General features: G+C 71.4%; 20 protein-coding genes. 6 read left to right on the top strand and 14 right to left on the bottom strand.

Going from position 1 to position 16,125, the window contains the following annotated elements:
• Positions 1 to 63: 63 nt before the first annotated feature.
• Positions 64 to 519, bottom strand: coding sequence for an Lrp/AsnC family transcriptional regulator (locus ABT403_RS27390; protein WP_344151061.1), 456 nt, complete (start codon positions 517 to 519; stop codon positions 64 to 66).
• Between the two features lie 121 nt (positions 520 to 640).
• On the opposite strand from ABT403_RS27390, the gene ABT403_RS27385 reads away from it, so the two are divergent.
• Positions 641 to 775 (top strand): hypothetical protein, encoded by a 135-nt coding sequence (locus tag ABT403_RS27385; RefSeq protein WP_344151427.1) that lies wholly within the window; start codon positions 641 to 643, stop codon positions 773 to 775.
• Here the strand turns inward: ABT403_RS27385 and ABT403_RS27380 are convergent.
• Complete coding sequence (locus ABT403_RS27380) at positions 772 to 1,443, bottom strand: UbiX family flavin prenyltransferase (protein ID WP_344151058.1); 672 nt, start codon at positions 1,441 to 1,443, stop codon at positions 772 to 774. The genes ABT403_RS27385 and ABT403_RS27380 overlap by 4 nt on opposite strands.
• Before the next feature lie 82 nt (positions 1,444 to 1,525).
• Between ABT403_RS27380 and ABT403_RS27375 the strand changes: the two genes are divergently transcribed.
• The gene (locus ABT403_RS27375; protein WP_344151055.1) at positions 1,526 to 2,134 is read left to right on the top strand and encodes a rhomboid family intramembrane serine protease; all 609 of its coding nucleotides are present in this window, start codon (positions 1,526 to 1,528) and stop codon (positions 2,132 to 2,134) included.
• Here the strand turns inward: ABT403_RS27375 and ABT403_RS27370 are convergent.
• Genes ABT403_RS27370 through ABT403_RS27355 form a run of 4 tightly spaced genes read right to left on the bottom strand, consistent with a single transcriptional unit; the run spans position 2,127 to position 5,585 of the window.
• Positions 2,127 to 2,711: a Uma2 family endonuclease gene (locus ABT403_RS27370; RefSeq protein WP_344151052.1), complete on the bottom strand. Its 585-nt coding sequence runs from the start codon at positions 2,709 to 2,711 to the stop codon at positions 2,127 to 2,129. The two genes, ABT403_RS27375 and ABT403_RS27370, sit on opposite strands and share 8 nt — an antisense overlap.
• A gap of 26 nt (positions 2,712 to 2,737) precedes the next feature.
• Positions 2,738 to 3,661, bottom strand: a complete 924-nt coding sequence (gene mqnP / locus ABT403_RS27365) for a menaquinone biosynthesis prenyltransferase MqnP (protein ID WP_344151049.1) — start codon at positions 3,659 to 3,661, stop codon at positions 2,738 to 2,740.
• Positions 3,658 to 4,131 carry a hypothetical protein gene (locus ABT403_RS27360; RefSeq protein ID WP_344151046.1) on the bottom strand — a complete coding sequence of 158 codons (474 nt, stop codon included), beginning with the start codon at positions 4,129 to 4,131 and terminating at the stop codon, positions 3,658 to 3,660. The genes mqnP and ABT403_RS27360 overlap by 4 nt, the downstream gene beginning before the upstream one ends.
• Positions 4,128 to 5,585 (bottom strand): menaquinone biosynthesis decarboxylase, encoded by a 1,458-nt coding sequence (locus ABT403_RS27355; RefSeq protein ID WP_344151043.1) that lies wholly within the window; start codon positions 5,583 to 5,585, stop codon positions 4,128 to 4,130. The genes ABT403_RS27360 and ABT403_RS27355 overlap by 4 nt, the downstream gene beginning before the upstream one ends.
• Positions 5,586 to 5,675: 90 nt before the next feature.
• Here ABT403_RS27355 and ABT403_RS27350 point away from each other — a divergent pair, with 90 nt between their 5' ends.
• Positions 5,676 to 6,026, top strand: coding sequence for a PLD nuclease N-terminal domain-containing protein (locus tag ABT403_RS27350; RefSeq protein ID WP_344151040.1), 351 nt, complete (start codon positions 5,676 to 5,678; stop codon positions 6,024 to 6,026).
• Positions 6,027 to 6,032: 6 nt separating this feature from the next.
• Here the strand turns inward: ABT403_RS27350 and ABT403_RS27345 are convergent, their stop codons facing one another.
• The 7 genes from ABT403_RS27345 to hemL all read right to left on the bottom strand — a co-directional run bounded on the left by ABT403_RS27345 (position 6,033) and on the right by hemL (position 12,852).
• Positions 6,033 to 6,524: an SRPBCC domain-containing protein gene (locus tag ABT403_RS27345; protein ID WP_344151037.1), complete on the bottom strand. Its 492-nt coding sequence runs from the start codon at positions 6,522 to 6,524 to the stop codon at positions 6,033 to 6,035.
• 25 nt (positions 6,525 to 6,549) lie between these two features.
• Positions 6,550 to 7,635, bottom strand: a complete 1,086-nt coding sequence (ccsB, locus tag ABT403_RS27340; RefSeq protein ID WP_344151034.1) for a c-type cytochrome biogenesis protein CcsB — start codon at positions 7,633 to 7,635, stop codon at positions 6,550 to 6,552.
• Positions 7,632 to 9,332, bottom strand: a complete 1,701-nt coding sequence (gene resB, locus ABT403_RS27335) for a cytochrome c biogenesis protein ResB (protein WP_344151031.1) — start codon at positions 9,330 to 9,332, stop codon at positions 7,632 to 7,634. The genes ccsB and resB overlap by 4 nt, the downstream gene beginning before the upstream one ends.
• 14 nt (positions 9,333 to 9,346) lie before the next feature.
• A complete protein-coding gene (locus tag ABT403_RS27330) occupies positions 9,347 to 10,123 on the bottom strand; it encodes a cytochrome c biogenesis CcdA family protein (protein WP_344151028.1) in 777 nt (258 codons plus the stop codon).
• Between the two features lie 4 nt (positions 10,124 to 10,127).
• Entirely contained in the window at positions 10,128 to 10,757 is a 630-nt protein-coding gene (locus tag ABT403_RS27325; RefSeq protein WP_344151025.1) for a TlpA family protein disulfide reductase, read from the bottom strand.
• A 101-nt stretch (positions 10,758 to 10,858) separates the two neighbouring features.
• Positions 10,859 to 11,533: a histidine phosphatase family protein gene (locus ABT403_RS27320; RefSeq protein ID WP_344151022.1), complete on the bottom strand. Its 675-nt coding sequence runs from the start codon at positions 11,531 to 11,533 to the stop codon at positions 10,859 to 10,861.
• Positions 11,530 to 12,852, bottom strand: a complete 1,323-nt coding sequence (hemL, locus tag ABT403_RS27315; RefSeq protein ID WP_344151019.1) for a glutamate-1-semialdehyde 2,1-aminomutase — start codon at positions 12,850 to 12,852, stop codon at positions 11,530 to 11,532. The genes ABT403_RS27320 and hemL overlap by 4 nt, the downstream gene beginning before the upstream one ends.
• A gap of 484 nt (positions 12,853 to 13,336) precedes the next feature.
• Here hemL and ABT403_RS27310 point away from each other — a divergent pair, with 484 nt between their 5' ends.
• Positions 13,337 to 13,774: a hypothetical protein gene (locus ABT403_RS27310; protein ID WP_344151394.1), complete on the top strand. Its 438-nt coding sequence runs from the start codon at positions 13,337 to 13,339 to the stop codon at positions 13,772 to 13,774.
• Between the two features lie 82 nt (positions 13,775 to 13,856).
• On the opposite strand, the gene ABT403_RS27305 is transcribed toward ABT403_RS27310, so the two are convergent.
• The gene (locus ABT403_RS27305; protein WP_344151391.1) at positions 13,857 to 14,756 is read right to left on the bottom strand and encodes an NADP-dependent oxidoreductase; all 900 of its coding nucleotides are present in this window, start codon (positions 14,754 to 14,756) and stop codon (positions 13,857 to 13,859) included.
• 150 nt (positions 14,757 to 14,906) lie between these two features.
• Between ABT403_RS27305 and ABT403_RS27300 the strand changes: the two genes are divergently transcribed.
• Both ABT403_RS27300 and ABT403_RS27295 read left to right on the top strand, forming a co-directional pair.
• Positions 14,907 to 15,314 (top strand): winged helix-turn-helix transcriptional regulator, encoded by a 408-nt coding sequence (locus ABT403_RS27300; protein ID WP_344151016.1) that lies wholly within the window; start codon positions 14,907 to 14,909, stop codon positions 15,312 to 15,314.
• Between the two features lie 41 nt (positions 15,315 to 15,355).
• Positions 15,356 to 16,093: a Mut7-C RNAse domain-containing protein gene (locus tag ABT403_RS27295; RefSeq protein ID WP_344151013.1), complete on the top strand. Its 738-nt coding sequence runs from the start codon at positions 15,356 to 15,358 to the stop codon at positions 16,091 to 16,093.
• Positions 16,094 to 16,125 lie beyond the last annotated feature (32 nt).

Below are 16,125 nucleotides of genomic sequence, written 5' to 3'. Positions count from 1 at the left end.
CCGGTGTCTCCCTGTCTTCCTGTCCCTGTCCCAGCCTGTGTGCAACCGCCACCCACCGTACTCTCAGGCGTCCTCGGGCAGCTCGCCGACCCGGTTCTCCCACTTGGTGGAGAGCACGATCGTGGTGCGGGTGCGGGAGACGCCCTTGGTGCCGGAGAGCTTGCGGATGATCTTCTCCAGGCCGTCGACGTCGCTGGCGCGGACCTTGAGCATGAAGGAGTCGTCGCCGGCGATGAACCAGCAGTCCTCGATCTCCGCGAGGTCGCGCAGCCGGCGGGCCACGTCCTCGTGGTCGGCAGCGTCGGAGAGGGAGATGCCGATCAGCGCGGTGACGCCGAGGCCGAGCTCGGCGGCGGCCACGGTCGCGCGGTAGCCGGTGATGACGCCGGCCGATTCGAGACGGTTGATGCGGTCGGTGACGCTGGGGCCGGAGAGGCCCACGAGACGGCCCAGCTCCGCGTACGAGGCACGACCGTTCTCCCGGAGTGCCTGGATGAGCTGCCTGTCCACCGTGTCCATTACGTGGAGCCTTCCATTATTCGGCGATCCTGCAAGTTTAGGTATAGAATCAAAGGCGCACAGGGTCAACACCCTGTGAATCTTTCAACAGATCAATGACGATCTTCAGGAGTGGTTCACCGTGTACACGATCGAGATGGCCTACGCGCAGATGCGACAGCTCCAGGAGCTGGCCAACCGATCCCGCACCGACCAGCCCGCCGCCGCCTACCGGAACGACAAGGCCCGCCGGCCGATCCGCGCCAAGAAGCGCTAAGCACGGGGGCGGGCGCTGCCAAGCTCCCCCTCCCAACGGCGGTACAGGCCGTGCGGCACCCCTGCCGCGTCGAGCACCCGCCCCGCGACGAAGTCCACGAGGTCCTGGATGTGCGTCGCACCCGAGTAGAACGCCGGAGAGGCGGGCAGGACGATCGCGCCCGCCTCGTCCAGCGCCACCAGATGCTTCAGCGTCTGTCCGTTCAGCGGGGTCTCCCGCACCGCGACCACCAGCCGGCGCCGCTCCTTGAGCGTCACGCTCGCGACGCGCTGGAGCAGGTCCTTCGACAGCCCGAGCGCCACACCGGCCACACAGGCCGTGGACGCGGGGACGATCAGCATCCCCTTGACCGGGTACGACCCCGAACTCGGCCCGGCGGCCAGGTCCCCGGCCGCCCAGTACCGCACGTCCGACAGGTCCCCGGCCGCGAAGGTCCCCGGCTTGCCGTCGGCGCCGCGCGCCAGCCACTCGGCCAGATCGTCCCGCCAGTGCGCGTCCCGGAAGGCGATCCCGGTCTCGTCCAGCAGAGTGAGACGCGAGGCCCGGCTGACCACCAGGTCCACCGGCTCGCCCGCCGCCAGCAGCCCTCGGATCACCGAAGCCGCGTACGGCGTCCCGGACGCCCCGGAAACCCCCACCACCCAGGGGGTGCGCTTGCGCTCAGTCATACCTCCGAGACTATCCGGCCACACCTGCGGGCCACTCGTTAAGGTGTGCCGGACGCTCGACACGCCCCGGGGGACATGGCACATGGGTACGAACACGACGGACGCGGCCGTCCCGGAATGGAGCCGCGGGGAACGCGCGGCGGCCGCCGCCAAGCTGATGCTGGGCTGGGTGGCCCTGCTGTGGGCCCTGGAGGCGGTCGACTACGCGACGGGGCACGCCCTGGACCGGTACGGGATCGTGTCCCGCGACGTCGGCACCCTCTGGCACGTCCTCCCCGCGGCCTTCCTCCACTTCGGGTTCGGCCACGTCGCCGCCAACAGCGTCCCGCTGCTGGTCCTCGGCTTCATCACCGCGCTGTCCGGCATCCGCCGCTTCGTCGCGGTGTGCGGTCTGATCCTGCTCGGCGACGGCATCGGGACCTGGCTGATCTCCCCGTCGAACGCCCTCACCCTGGGCGCCTCGGGCATCGTCTTCGGCCTCTTCGGCTACCTGCTGATACGCGGCTTCGTCGAACGCAAGCCGCTCGGCGTCGCCGTGTCCCTGGGCGTGGCCGCCGTCTGGGGCACCACCATCCTCGTGGGCATCCTCCCCACCAACACGGCGGTCAGCTGGCAGGGCCACCTCTGCGGCCTCGCCACGGGCATCGCCACGGCCCTCTACCACCGCCGCCCGGAACCCCGGCTCAGCTGACGGCGGAGGGATCCACGGGCAGGCCGGACGTGTCCACGGACAGCTTCCCGATACCGCTCTCCACGACGACCGTCCCGCCGTACGGGATCACGTCCCGGCCCCGGTAGCCGTCGGGGCCCGGGTTCCACAGGGTCGTGCACTGCGCCTTGTAGGGGTCGAAGATCAGGTAGTGCGGAATCCCGCGCCGGGCATAGGCCCGGTCCTTGACCTCGTAGTCGTTGCGGATGCTGCTCGGCGACACGACCTCGACGGCCAGCTCGATCAGGTCGGGCGGGTAGGCGCTGAGGTTCTTGACGACCTCAGCCTCAGGGATCACGGCGAGGTCCGGGCAGAACTCGTTGTCACCGTCGAACGGCACTGCGACATCGCTGAGGAATCCCCAGTCGTCCGACAGCTGAGCCTTGAGCGTGGTCCACAGCGCCCAGATGGTGGCGTTATGGGTCGGCTTCAGCGGACTCATCATGATGGCGCCCTCGACAAGTTCGATCCGGTGTCCGGGGAACATGTCCTCGTACCGGCTGAGCTGCGAGTGCAGGCGGTCGCTCTCCGAGACGGTCACGTCGGCCTCCCTGTCCATGCACCCGATGGTAGGCCGCACCGTAGTCAGACGGTCAGACCCCGCATCACCAGATCGGCGAGCGCACACACGAAAAGGGCAATGCCGATGAAGCCGTTGACCGTGAAGAACGCCCGGTTCAGCCGGGACAGGTCGTGCGGCTTCACGATCGTGTGCTCGTAGAGGAACGCCGCCGCGACGATCAGCAGGCCCAGCCACAGGAACGCGCCGCCGTCCGTCAGGAGCGCGTACGCCGCCAGCAGGACCGTGGTGAGGACGTGGCAGGCGCGGGCGCCCCACAGGGCGCCCGGAACGCCGAAGCGGGCCGGGACCGACTTCACGCCCTCGGCGCGGTCGGACTCCACGTCCTGGCAGGCGTAGATCAGGTCGAAGCCGCCGATCCACACCCCGATGGCCAGACCGAGGACGGCGGCCTCCCAGGACCACTCCCCCGTGACCGCCAGCCAGGCACCCACCGGGCCCATCGCCTGGGCCAGGCCCAGGATGGCCTGCGGGAAGTTCGTGAACCGCTTGCCGTACGGGTAGACCACCATCGGGATCACCGCGACCGGCGCCAGCGCCAGGCACAGCGGGTTCAGCAGGGCGGCCGCGCCGAGGAAGACGACGAGCGCGATGCCCGCGCCCGTCCAGGCCGACCGCACCGACACCGCGCCGGTGACCAGCTCACGGCCGGCGGTGCGCGGGTTGCGGGCGTCGAGCTCGCGGTCGATGATCCGGTTCGCGGCCATCGCGAAGGTCCGCAGCCCCACCATGCACACGGTGACCAGCAGCAGCTCCCGCCAGTGCATCCGCCCGTCCAGCCGGAACATGGCGGTGAGCGCGGCGATGTACGCGAACGGCAGCGCGAAGACCGAGTGCTCGATCATCACCAGCCGCAGGAACGCCTTGACCTTGCCGGCCGGCCGCGGCGCCTGTCCGGGGCCGAGCACGCCTTCGGCGGTGGTCATCATGCGAGGCTCCCGCGGAAGTCGGCGAGGTCGGCGCGGAGCGCGTCGGCGTCCACCTCCGGGATCTCCAGGGTGACCGGGGCGAGCTCCTCGCCCTCCGGCGGGGTGACGACGGCCGTGAACCGGCAGCCCTCGCCCTCCGGGTAGGCCCGGATGTTCAGCACCTCACCCGCGCCGACGGTGAACGGGCCGCTCTCGAAGGACAGCTCCGCCAGCAGCCGGTCGGCGAAGTCCTCCGCCTCCGCGTCCCGCAGACCCGGCAGCTCGAAGCCACCGCCGTCCACCCCGTCCTGCTCCCACATCAGCGCCCACACGTTGCCGGGGCCGGCGAACTCCTCCGGGCTCACGCCCGCCTGCTCGGCGGCCCCCCGGACCTGCGGATCGGCCGGGTCCAGGCGCGGCCGCACGAGCGCCACATAGGTCTCGTCGGTGCCGATGAAGAGGGCGGGTCCGCCCATCGCGACGGGGCTCACAGGCCGTACTCCTTCCAGCGGCGGTCCACCAGGGCCGCCGTCGCCGGGTCGGACTCGACCATGTCGGGCCAGCCGCCGTCGCGGGTGTAGCCCTCCTCCGGCAGCTTCTTGGTCGCGTCGATGCCCGCCTTACCGCCCCAGAACTGCTGGTACGAGGCGTGGTCCAGGTGGTCCACCGGTCCCTCGACCACCGTGAGGTCGCGGGAGTAGTCGGTGTTGCCGAGGGCCCGCCAGGACACCTCGTGCAGGTCGTGGACGTCGCAGTCCTTGTCCACCACGATGATCAGCTTGGTCAGCGACATCATGTGCGCGCCCCAGATGGCGTGCATCACCTTCTGGGCGTGCTTGGGGTACTTCTTGTCGATCGAGACGATCGCGCAGTTGTGGAAGCCGCCGGACTCGGGCAGGTGGTAGTCCACGATGTCCGGGACGATGATCTTCAGTAGCGGCAGGAAGAAGCGTTCCGTCGCACGGCCCAGCGGGCCGTCCTCCGTCGGCGGCCGGCCGACGACGATCGACTGGAGCAGCGGGCGCTTGCGCATCGTCACGCAGTCGATCTTCAGCGCGGGGAAGGGCTCCTGCGGGGTGTAGAAGCCGGTGTGGTCGCCGAACGGGCCCTCGGGCAGCATCTCCCCGGGCTCCAGCCAGCCCTCGATCACGACCTCCGCGTTGGCCGGGACCTGGAGCGGGACCGTCTTGCAGTCGACCATCTCGATCCGCTTGCCCGCGACGAACCCGGCGAAGAGGTACTCGTCGATGTCGCCCGGCAGCGGCGCGGTCGAGGCGTAGGTGACGGCCGGCGGGCAGCCGAAGGCGATCGCGACCGGCAGCCGCTCGCCGCGCGCGGCGGCGACGGCGTAGTGGTTGCGGCTGTCCTTGTGGATCTGCCAGTGCATGCCGATGGTGCGCTTGTCGTGCCGCTGGAGGCGGTAGAGCCCGAGGTTGCGCACGCCCGTCTCGGGGTGCTTGGTGTGGGTCAGGCCCAGGTTGAAGAAGTCGCCGCCGTCCTTCGGCCAGGTGAAGAGCGCGGGCAGCTGGTCCAGGTCCACGTCGTCGCCGGTCAGGACGACCTCCTGGACGGGCGCGGACTCGCCCTTCACCTTCTTCGGCGGCACGTGCACCATCGAGCCGAGCTTGCCGAAGGCCTCGCGGACGCCGATGAAGCCCTGCGGCAGCTCGGGCTTGAGGAGGCCGCCGATCTTCTCGCTGATCTCGCCGTACGACTTGAGGCCGAGGGCCTTCAGGAGGCGGCGGTCGGTGCCGAAGACGTTCATGGCCAGCGGCATCGCCGAGCCGCGGACGTTCTCGAAGAGCAGCGCCGGGCCGCCCGCCTTGTTCACTCTGTCGACGATCTCCCCGACCTCGAGGTACGGGTCGACTTCGGCCTTGATGCGCTTGAGGTCGCCCTCCCGCTCCAGGGCCCGGAGCAGCGAGCGGAGATCGTCGTAAGCCATGGGCCCCAGTATCCGTCACCGAATACCCTGGGAGCGTCACCGGGGCCCCGCGCGGGCCCGCCGCCACTGCCCGGGAGTCGGTCCCACACCGTGCTGCGCTATCTGCCGTTCCTGCTGATCCTCGCGCTGACCATCTACGCCTTCATCGACTGCCTGAACACCCCCGAGGAGGAGGTCAAGAGCCTCCCGAAGGGGGTGTGGGTGCTGATCATCCTGCTGTTCTCGATCGTCGGCCCGGCGGTGTGGCTCCTCGCGGGCAAGAAGCGGACGGCCGCCGGCGGCGCGGGCGGCGGATTCGGCGGGGGCGGCCGGGCGCGCCGTACGCAGTGGGTGGCACCCGACGACAACCCGGAGTTCCTGCGCTCGCTGCGCAAGGACGAGGACGAGGACAAGGACGAGGACGGGAAGAAGGACAAGAAGGACAAGGACGACCGGAGCTGAGGCGGCCTACGCCGCGTACGAGGCGCGCAGTTCCGCGCGGCGGGTGCCGGTCCAGGAGGGCCAGTGCGCCGGGTGCCCGGCGAGGGCGGCCTCCAGCAGTTCGAAGTGGTCGTGCCAGCCGGCCAGGGCGTCGAGCCGCTCGGCGTCGTCGCCGCCGCGCTCGTTCAGGAAGCGGATCACCGTCGAGTCGGTGCCGACGGGCTCCAGGTGGAAGCGGATCCGGCCCTGCCCGAAGAGCGTGTACTCCACGACCCGCTCCGTGTCCCAGGCCGTGATCTCACCGGACTCGGTGGCCCCGGAGTCCGGCCAGTGCAGGGTGACGGCCCCGCCGAGGCGGCGTTCCAGGACGCGGGCCTCGGCCAGCCAGGTCAGCAGCCCGTCCCCCGTGGTCACGACCGGCCACAGGGCCTCGTAGGCGTAGGGGACGTGCACCTCGAAACGCAGCACCCAGCGGCCGGGGCCGCGCGGCTCGCTGGTGGCATGGCTCACGGGAGACATACCACCAGCGTCCCACCGTCCGGGGTCAGACGCCCGCGTAGGAGTGCTTGCCGCTGAGCAGGATGTTCACGCCGTAGTAGTTCCAGATCCAGCAGGCGAAGGCGAACAGCGCCAGGTAGGCGGCCTTGCGGCCCTTCCAGCCGGCGGTGGCCCGCGCGTGCAGGTAGCAGGCGTACGCCACCCACGTCACGAACGACCAGACCTCCTTGGGGTCCCAGCCCCAGTAGCGGCCCCAGGCGTCGCCGGCCCAGATCGCGCCCGCGACGATGGTGAACGTCCACAGCGGGAAGACGGCCGCGTTGATCCGGTACGAGAACTTGTCGAGGGTGGCCGCGGACGGCATCCGCTCCAGCACCGAGGTGCGGAAGCGGCCGGGGGTCCTCCCGGCCTCCAGGTGACTCTCGTAGCTGTCGCGGAAGAGGTAGAGGACCGCGCCGGCCGCGCCGATGTAGAAGACCGCGCCGCAGAAGATGGCGGTGGAGACGTGGATCCACAGCCAGTAGGAGTGCAGGGCCGGGACCAGCTGGTCGCTGGCCGTGTACAGCCAGGTGGTGGCGATGCCCAGGTCCAGCAGGACGGAGGTCACCAGGATCAGGCCGAGCCAGCGGACGTTCTTCTTCAGCGCCAGCAGCGCCAGGTAGGCGCCCACGGCGACCGTGGAGAAGGTCAGGTTGAACTCGTACATGTTGCCCCAGGGGGCACGCTCCACCGACAGCGCGCGGGAGACCACGCCGGAGGCCTCGATGAGGAAGCCGAGGACGGTCAGCGAGACCGCGATCCGCCCGTACAGGTCACCCTTCTCGGTGCCGCCGGCCGCGCCGGGGCCGTCCGGGACGTCACGGACGCCGGAGGCCGAACGGGTGACGACCTTCGGCTTGTCGAGGACGGCCGTGCCGCCTCCCTTGGTCCGCACCTGCACGGCGGGCCCCGAGGCGGCCGCGGCGGCCGGGGTCAGCGCGGCGGCCGTACGGCCGACCTTGCTGCGGCTGCCGAAGACCCATTCGGTGATGTGCGCGAAGAAGGCGAGCATGTAGACCGCCATCGACGCGTAGACCAGCTTGTTGCTGAGATCGGCGAGGCTCTCGTTCGTCGCCGCCGCGAGCAGCGTCATGTGCGCTCCCCTTCTTCTTCTGTTGTGGTGTCGGCTTCCGCCGGCCCGGCCACGGCCGGGCCCGGCGCCGTCTCGTAGAGGGCGGCGGAGAGCGCCGAGAGCTCCTCGGGGAGCTTCGCGGACTCACTGCGGCCCAGGCCCGCCATCTCGACGACGGTCACGCCGTCCTCGCCGCGCACCGCGCGGACCCAGATCCGGCGGCGCTGGACGAACAGGGACGCGGCCAGACCGCCGATGGCGATCACGGCGCCCCCCAGGGCCAGCCCGGAGGCGGGCTGGTGGGTGACGGAGAAGGTGGCCCAGCGCTCGATGCCCTCGAACTTCACCGTGCCGGCGCCGTCCGGGAGGGTCATCGTCTCCCCGGGCAGCAGCCGCTGCTTGAACAGCTGCCCCTCGGGGTCCTTGAACTCCTGCATCTTGGAGGTGTTCAGCTGGTACACGTTCTGCGGCAGACCCGAGTCCACGCCCAGGCTGCCGTGGTAGGCGCTGAGGGCGAGGACGGGGAAGTTCAGGTCCGGGAACTGGGAGAGCATCGTGCCCTTGCCGGCGCCCGCGAACGTCGGCACGAACATGGCGTTGAAGCCGAGCTGTTCCTTGTCGCCGTTCTTGTTGTGGTAGCCGTCCGGGACCTTCACGGCGCCCGACGAGCTGAGGTTGCCGTCGAAGGGCAGCATCGGGACGGCGTCGCGGTAGACGACCTTGCCGCTCGGGTCGGTCACGGAGATGACCGGGGCGTAGCCGTGGCCCAGCAGGTAGATCTTCGAGCCGTCGATCTCCAGCGGCTTGTTGACCTCGATCTCGGCCTTCTTCGGCTCGCCCTCGGCGCCCTCGCTGTAGGTGACGTACGCCTTGAAGTCGCGGGCGGTGCCCTTCTGCGGGCCGGCCTTCTCGTAGCTGGCGTCGAACTTGTCCAGGGTGAACGAGAACGGCACGAGGTCGTCGGCGGAGAAGAGGCTGCCGGACTTGAAGTCGTCGTACTGGGTGAGCGTGTTCGAGAAGCCCTTGCCGCGCAGGACGAGCTTGCCGCCCTCGGACTTGAACAGCTGCCCGCAGGCGAAGGCCACGAGCATCACGATCAGAGCGATGTGGAAGGCCAGGTTCCCGGCCTCGCGCAGATAGCCCTTCTCGGCGGCGACGGCGCCGGTGGAGGACTCGGTGCGGAACCGGCGCCCGCCGAGCAGGCCCTTCGCGGAGGCGAGGACCTCCTCCGGGGCCTTGTCCGTACGCCAGGTCGTGTAGGCCGGCAGCCGGTCCAGACGGCGCGGCGCGCCCGGCGGGCGGCCGGTGAGCTGGCCGACGAACTGCCAGGTGCGCGGGACGATGCAGCCGATCAGCGAGACGAACAGCAGGATGTAGATCGCGGAGAACCACACCGAGCTGTACACGTCGAAGAGCTGGAGCTTCTCGGCGACCGGCACCCAGAACTCGTGGGTCTTCTTCCACTCCGCGACCTTCATCGCGTCGACCTGGGTCTGCGGGATGAGGGAGCCGGGGATGGATCCGAGGGACAGCAGGAAGAGCAGGATCAGCGCCACCCGCATGGAGGTGAGCTGACGCCAGAACCAGCGGGCCCAACCGATGACCCCGATGCCGACGGGGGCGGCGGAGCCGTCCTCGACGGGGGCCGTGGACAGCTGCGCGCGGGCGGCCGCGTCCTCGTTCGGCGCCTCGGCGGGCGCCTTGTCGGTCGTACTCATGTGCGTGTAGTCCCTCAGATCCCCACCGTGAAGCCGTTGGTCCAGGTCTGCATCTCGCCCACGATGCTGAACCACATTCCTGTGACGAGCAGCAGACCGGTCAGGATCAGCATGCCGCCGCCGATGCGCATCACCCACGCGTAGTGCTTCTTGACCCACCCGAACGCGCCGAGCGCCTTGCGGAAGGCGACGGCGGCGAGGATGAAGGGCACGCCGAGACCGAGGCAGTACACGGCGGTCAGCAGGGCGCCGCGGCCGGCGGTGGCCTCGTTGATGGACAGGGTGCCGACGGCCGCGAGGGTCGGTCCCATGCAGGGGGTCCAGCCGATGCCGAACAGGACGCCGAGCACGGGAGCTCCGAGGAGGCCCGCCGTCGGCTTCTTGTGGAAGCGGAACTCGCGCATCGTCAGGCCCGGGATCCAGCCCATGAAGAACAGGCCGAGCAGGATCACGAGGACACCCATGACCCGGGTGATGATCTCCTTGTTCTCGCCCTGGAAGACCTGGCCGAACTGGCCGAAGAGCGCTCCGGTGGAGACGAAGACGGCGGTGAACCCGAGGATGAACAGGCTCGCGCCCGCCACCATCCGCCCGCGCCGGGCCTCGGCGAGGTCGGCGCCGCTGACTCCGGTCACGTAGGACAGGTAGCCGGGGACCAGGGGCAGGACGCAGGGGGAGAAGAAGGAGACCAGCCCCGCGAGGAGGGCGATCGGCAGGGCGATCAGCAGCCCGCCGGACAGCACGGTCGTGTTCACGCCGGTCGACTCGGCGGCGAGGAGGTGCTCGACCACGAGGTCACTGCTCCGCGAGGAGCGGGTCGATCATCGAGCGCAGCTGCTCCTCGTTGACGGCGGCCAGCGTACGGGCCGCGATCTTGCCCTCCTTGTCGAGGACGACGGTGGAGGGGATCGCCGACGGGTTCAGGGTGTTCTTGGGGAAGCGCAGCATCAGCTTGCCGTCCGGGTCGTACAGGCTCGGGTAGGTGATCCCGAAGTTCTGCTCGAAGGCGGCGGCGTTCTGCGTACTGGTGTCGCGGGTGTTGATCCCGACGAACGCGACGTCCTTGCCGGCGTCGCCCAGCTCCTTGGACACCTTCGCGAAGTACGGGGCCTCGGCCCGGCAGGGCGGGCACCAGGAACCCCAGACGTTGAGGACGACGACCTTGCCCTTGAGGGTGGTGGTGTCCAGCGTCTTGCCGTCGACGGTGGCCCCGTCCAGCTTGGGGGCGTCGGCCCGGTCGCCCTTGGCGACGGTGGAGATGCCGCTGGGACCCGTCACGTAGTTGCCGCCGGCGGACCCGGCTGACTTGCTGCCGCTGTCGCCGCACGCCGTCAGGGTCAGGGCGCTCGCGAGGGTCACCGCGGTCAGCAGGATGGCGCGGCCGCTGGTCGAGCGGCGGCGGCGGGTGGCGCGGCTAAGGCTCATGTGAAAAGTTTCGCATGAGCGATTTGCCGATCTTCGGCACCCCCCGCCGCCCTGCGGGGCGCCGGGGCCCGGGACACCGCCCCGGACCCCCGGCCGGGCCACTACGCCCCGAAGGCCTTCGACTTCCCCTTGACCGGCTTGGCGCCCGCCAGGAGATGCGCCGGGACCAGATCCCGCGCCGGCTCGCTGTACCCCACCGACACCAGCTTGTCGTCCTGGTAGGTGAAGGACGTCAGCGAGGCCAGCGTGCACTGCCGGCGCCGCGGGTCGTGCCACAGCCGCCGCTTCTCCGCGAAGCTGCGCACGATCCAGATCGGCAGCTGGTGGCTGACCGCCACCGCCTCGTGCCCGCGCGCCGCGTCCCGCGCCGCCTCGATCGCGCTCATCATCCGCACGACCTGCTCGACGTAGGGCTCGCCCCACGACGGCTTGAACGGGTTCGTCAGGTGCTTCCAGTTGCCGGGCTTGCGCAGCGCGCCGTCACCGACGCCGAAGGTCTTGCCCTCGAAGACGTTGCCCGCCTCGATCAGCCGCCCGTCGGTGGCCAGCTCCAGACCGTGCGTCTTCGCGATCGGCGACGCCGTCTCCTGCGCGCGCTCCAGCGGGGAGGCCACCACGTAGGTGACGTCGCGGTCCCGGAGGTGCTCGGCGACCCGGTCGGCCATCTGCCGGCCCAGTTCGGACAGGTGGTAGCCGGCCCGGCGCCCGTACAGGACCCCGTCGGGGTTGTGCACCTCGCCGTGCCGCATCACGTGGACGACGGTGATGTCGCTCATGCGGTCGCCTCCGCGGCGGCTCGGGCGGCGGCGGGCAGCGCGGCCGCGACGCGCTCGATCGCGCGCTCGTCGTGGGCGGTGGACACGAACCAGGACTCGAACGCCGACGGCGGCAGGTAGACGCCCTGCGACAGCATCGAGTGGAAGAACGCGTTGAAGCGGAAGCCCTCCTGCGTCTTCGCGTCGTCGTAGTTGCGGACCTCGTCCGGGGTGAAGAAGACGGAGAACATGTTGGACGCCGTCTGCAGCCGGTGCGCCACGCCCTCCTTGGCCAGGGCGGCCGTCACCAGGCCCTGGATCTCCCGGGAGACCGCGTCCACCTTCGCGTACGCCGCGTCGTCCAGCAGCCGCAGCTGCGCGAGACCGGCGGCGGTCGCGACCGGGTTACCGGAGAGCGTGCCCGCCTGGTACACCGGACCGGCCGGGGCCAGGTGGCCCATGACGTCGGCGCGGCCGCCGAACGCCGCCGCCGGGAAGCCGCCGCCCATGACCTTGCCGAAGGTCATCAGGTCGGGCTTGACGCCGTCGACCCCGTACCAGCCGGCCCGCGAGGTGCGGAAGCCGGTCATCACCTCGTCGGAGATGTACAGGGCGCCGTTCTCGCGGCAGAGGTCGGCGAGACCCTGGTTGAAGCCCTCCAGGGGGGTGACCACACCCATGTTGCCGGGGGCGGCCTCGGTGATCACGCAGGCGATCTCACCGGGGTGCGCGGCGAAGGCGGCCCGCACCGCGTCGAGGTCGTTGTAGGGGAGCACGATCGTGTCCCCGGCCTGCGCGCCCGTCACACCGGGGGTGTCGGGCAGGGCGAAGGTCGCCAGGCCGGAACCGGCGGCGGCCAGCAGCGCGTCGACGTGACCGTGGTAGCAGCCGGCGAACTTGACGACCTTGGCGCGACCGGTGAAGCCGCGGGCCAGCCGGATCGCCGACATGGTCGCCTCGGTGCCGGAGGACACCAGGCGCACCTGCTCGACGGGCTCGATACGGGCGACGATCTCCTCGGCGAGCGCGACCTCGCCCTCACCGGGCGTGCCGAAGGAGGTGCCGCGGGCGACCGCGGCCTGGACGGCCTCGATCACCTCGGGGTGGGAGTGGCCGAGGATCATCGGCCCCCACGAGCAGACCAGGTCGACGTACTCACGCCCGTCGGCATCGGTCAGATAGGGACCGGTACCGGACACCATGAACCGGGGCGTACCGCCCACGGCACGGAAGGCGCGGACGGGAGAGTTCACGCCGCCGGGGGTCACGAGGGACGCGCGCTCGAAGAGCGTCTGCGAAACTGGGGCTTCATACGGGTACGGGTAGCTCACACCAGCCATGGTCTCAGAGGCCGCGACAGACTTGCGGAGGGGCGTTTCACCGCGCCGCCTCGGGGGAGGTCACTGCCATGATGATCAGGCTGCGTGGCGGGGGCCGCGAAGCCGGTGCAGGCAATACCAGTCGGGTGGAGATATGCAACGCGGTGGTGGACCGGGCGAGGGTACGGACGGCCTGGACCCGCAGCGCGCCCGTGAGGCCCGCCGCCGAGGCAAGCACCGCCGCGCCGCGGAAGCCGCGGAGGCGGCCGCCGCCCCCGGCACCGGCCGCACCCCTGAGGACCCGGACCGCCGCGACGCACCGCGGGACCGGCGGGACGGTACGGAGCCCGCGGACCGCGCGGACCGCGCGGAAGGCCGGGCGCGCAAGGACGCCCGGGACCGCCCGGAACGCACCGCCGGCACCGGCTCCCCCGACACCGGCTCCGCCGACGCCTGCCCGGCCGACGCCGAGGACCCGGACGGCACCCCCAAGGGCGGCCGCGGCATGGGGGTGACCTACAAGTACTTCGGCGCCCCGGACGGCGCGACGGCCGCGCGGGTGCCGGTGACGATGCGGCCGGAGGAGCTGGGCGGCGACGAGCTCGGCATGGGCGGCATGTTCACCAAGATCAAGCCGGAGACCATGGCCGCGATGGTCCTGACCGGCATCGAGGGCATACCGCTGCACAAGGTGCCGCCGCTGGAACTGGTCGTCCTGCACCCGGACTACGCGGTCGTCAAACTCCCCATGACGGTGGTCGACCCGCTACGCGGGGTGGGCGAGGAGTCGGTCGGCGCCGCCGCCTTCATCTGGTCGACGGTCCCCGACCGCGGCGGCCCCCGGGACGCCTTCAACGTCTACCAGCTGCTGCACGAATGGCAGGACTTCTCCCACCGCCTCCACGAGAACGGCCACCAGGCCTACTGCCTCGTCTGGCCGTGACGGCCCGGGCGGGGCCCCACCGCCCCGCCCGGCGCCCGCGGCCCGCCGCTCGCTGCCCGCTGCCCGCCGCCCGCTGCCCTCGTCAGGAGACCGTGAGGACCACGCGTCCCCGGGTCCCCGGGGTGGCGAGGGCCTCGTGAGCGGCCGCCGCGTCCGCGAGGTCGAAGTTCCGGGCGACCCGCAGCGTCAGCGCCCCCGCGTCCACGAGCCCCACCAGCCGCGCCAGCTCCGCACCGTCGGCCGCGACCTCCTGCTCCACCACCCGGACCCCCCGCTCCGCGGCCGGCGCCGCCCCCGGGATCAGCCCCACGTACGCGCCGCCGTCACGGACGAACCCCAGCGCTGCGGCCCCCAGCACCGCCGCGTCCAGCACCCCGTCGACCGGCTCCGCCGGCGCCGACCCGCGCGGCAGGAACTCCTTCGCCCCCAGGGACCGTACGAGCTCCTCGTCCCCCTCCCCCGCCAGCGCCGTCACCGTCAGCCCGGCCCGCGCGGCCAGCTGGACCGCGATCCCGCCGACCGACCCGGCCGCGCCGGTGATCAGCACCGAGTCGCCCTCGGCCAGCCCCAGCAGGGCCAGCGCCCGCGCGGCCGTCAGCCCGCTCAGCGGGAGCGCCGCCGCGACGGCCGCCTCCACCGACTCGGGCGCCGCCGCCACCGCCGAGGCGTCCAGCACCGCGTACTCGGCGTGCGTGCCGAGCGGCTTGACCGTGCCGTAGTGCAGCCCGACCACCCGGCGGCCCGGGGTCCACCCCTCCACCCCCTGCCCGACCTCGTCGATCTCCCCCGCCACGTCCCAGCCGAGCCCGATCCGCTGCCCGGCCCCGCCGAAGACGCCCGCGCGCACCGCCCCGTCCACCGGGTTCACCCCGGCGGCCCGGACCCGTACCCGGACCTGCCCGGCCCCCGGGCGCGGCACCTCCACCTCGGCCACCCGCACCTGCTCCGGGCCGCCGAAGCCGTCCACCACCACGGCCCGCATGGTCTCGATCCCCGTCATTGTCTCTCCCCGTTCGTTCGTTCCGGCGTTCCGGCGTTCCGGCGTCCCGATGACCACTAACCTACGGAGAGGTACTCTCTTTTCGTAAGTACGCACTCGGAGGTGCGTACCCGACCCGGAAGTGGGGCACCCATGGCCACCCAGACCGCCGCCGCCCGCCGCGAGGAGGCGCGCGCCGCCTACGACGCCTTCGTCAAGGAGTGCCCCACCTCCCAGCTCCTGGCCCGCATCAGCGACAAGTGGGTCGGCCTCGTCCTCAGCGCCCTCGGCGAAGCCGAAGACGGCTCCATGCGCTACAGCGAGCTCGGCCGCAAGATCCCCGGCGTCAGCCAGAAGATGCTCACCCAGACCCTGCGCTCCCTCGAACGCGACGGCATCGTCACCCGCTCCGTCACCGCGAGCGTCCCCGTCCGCGTCGACTACCGCCTGACCGAACTCGGCGGCAGCCTCGGCTGCCTCCTGTCCTCCGTCAAGCGCTGGGCCGAGAACCACTTCGACGAGGTCAGCACCCACCGCCGGACGTACGACGAAGGTCACTAATTCGGCCGCGCCGCCCCCACCCCCGATGGCATGCTGGGACCGTGAACGGTCCCGGCATTGAGCTCACCCTCGCCCCTGAACTGCGCCTCTTCGCCCCGCCCAGCCGGCGCGTCGACCGCGTACCGACCGCCACCGACGGCGCCTCCAGCCTCGGCCACGTCGTCGAGTCCGCGGGCGTGCCCCTCACCGAGGTCGGCCGCCTCCTCGTCGACGGCGAGGAGGTGCCCGTCTCGTACGTGCCCCGGGCCGGCCAGTCCGTCGAGGTGTTCGGCGTCGACCGCCCCCAGCGGATCCCCGGCGCCCCGCTGCGCTTCCTCCTCGACGTCCACCTCGGCACCCTCGCCCGCCGCCTGCGGCTGCTGGGCGTCGACGCCGCCTACGACAACGAGGACCCGGGCGACCCCGCCCTCGCCACCCGCTCCGCCGCCGAGAGCCGCGTCCTGCTCTCCCGCGACCGGGGCCTGCTGCGCCGCCGCGAGATCTTCGCCGGCGCCTACGTCTACAGCGACAACCCCGACGACCAGCTCCGCGACGTCCTCGGCCGGTTCGCCCCCGACCTCGCCCCCTGGACCCGCTGCACCGCCTGCAACGGCCCCCTCCTGGAGGCCGACAAGGACAGCGTCGGCGACCGGCTGGAGCACGGTACGCAGCGCTCGTACGACGTCTTCGCCCAGTGCGCCGACTGCGAGCGCGTCTACTGGCGCGGCGCCCACCACTCCCGCCTGGAGCGGATCGTCGACGAGGCCCTGGCCGAATTCGGCGACGGCGCGACCGTCTGACACCCGGCGGCGCCCCCGCCGGGGACCTCTCC

This window comes from Streptomyces sp. NPDC000075 (genome assembly GCF_040301925.1).
Classification (GTDB): domain Bacteria; phylum Actinomycetota; class Actinomycetes; order Streptomycetales; family Streptomycetaceae; genus Streptomyces; species Streptomyces polychromogenes.
Note: the sequence above shows the minus strand (reverse complement) of the source record. Positions and strands in the feature narration are given on the sequence as shown.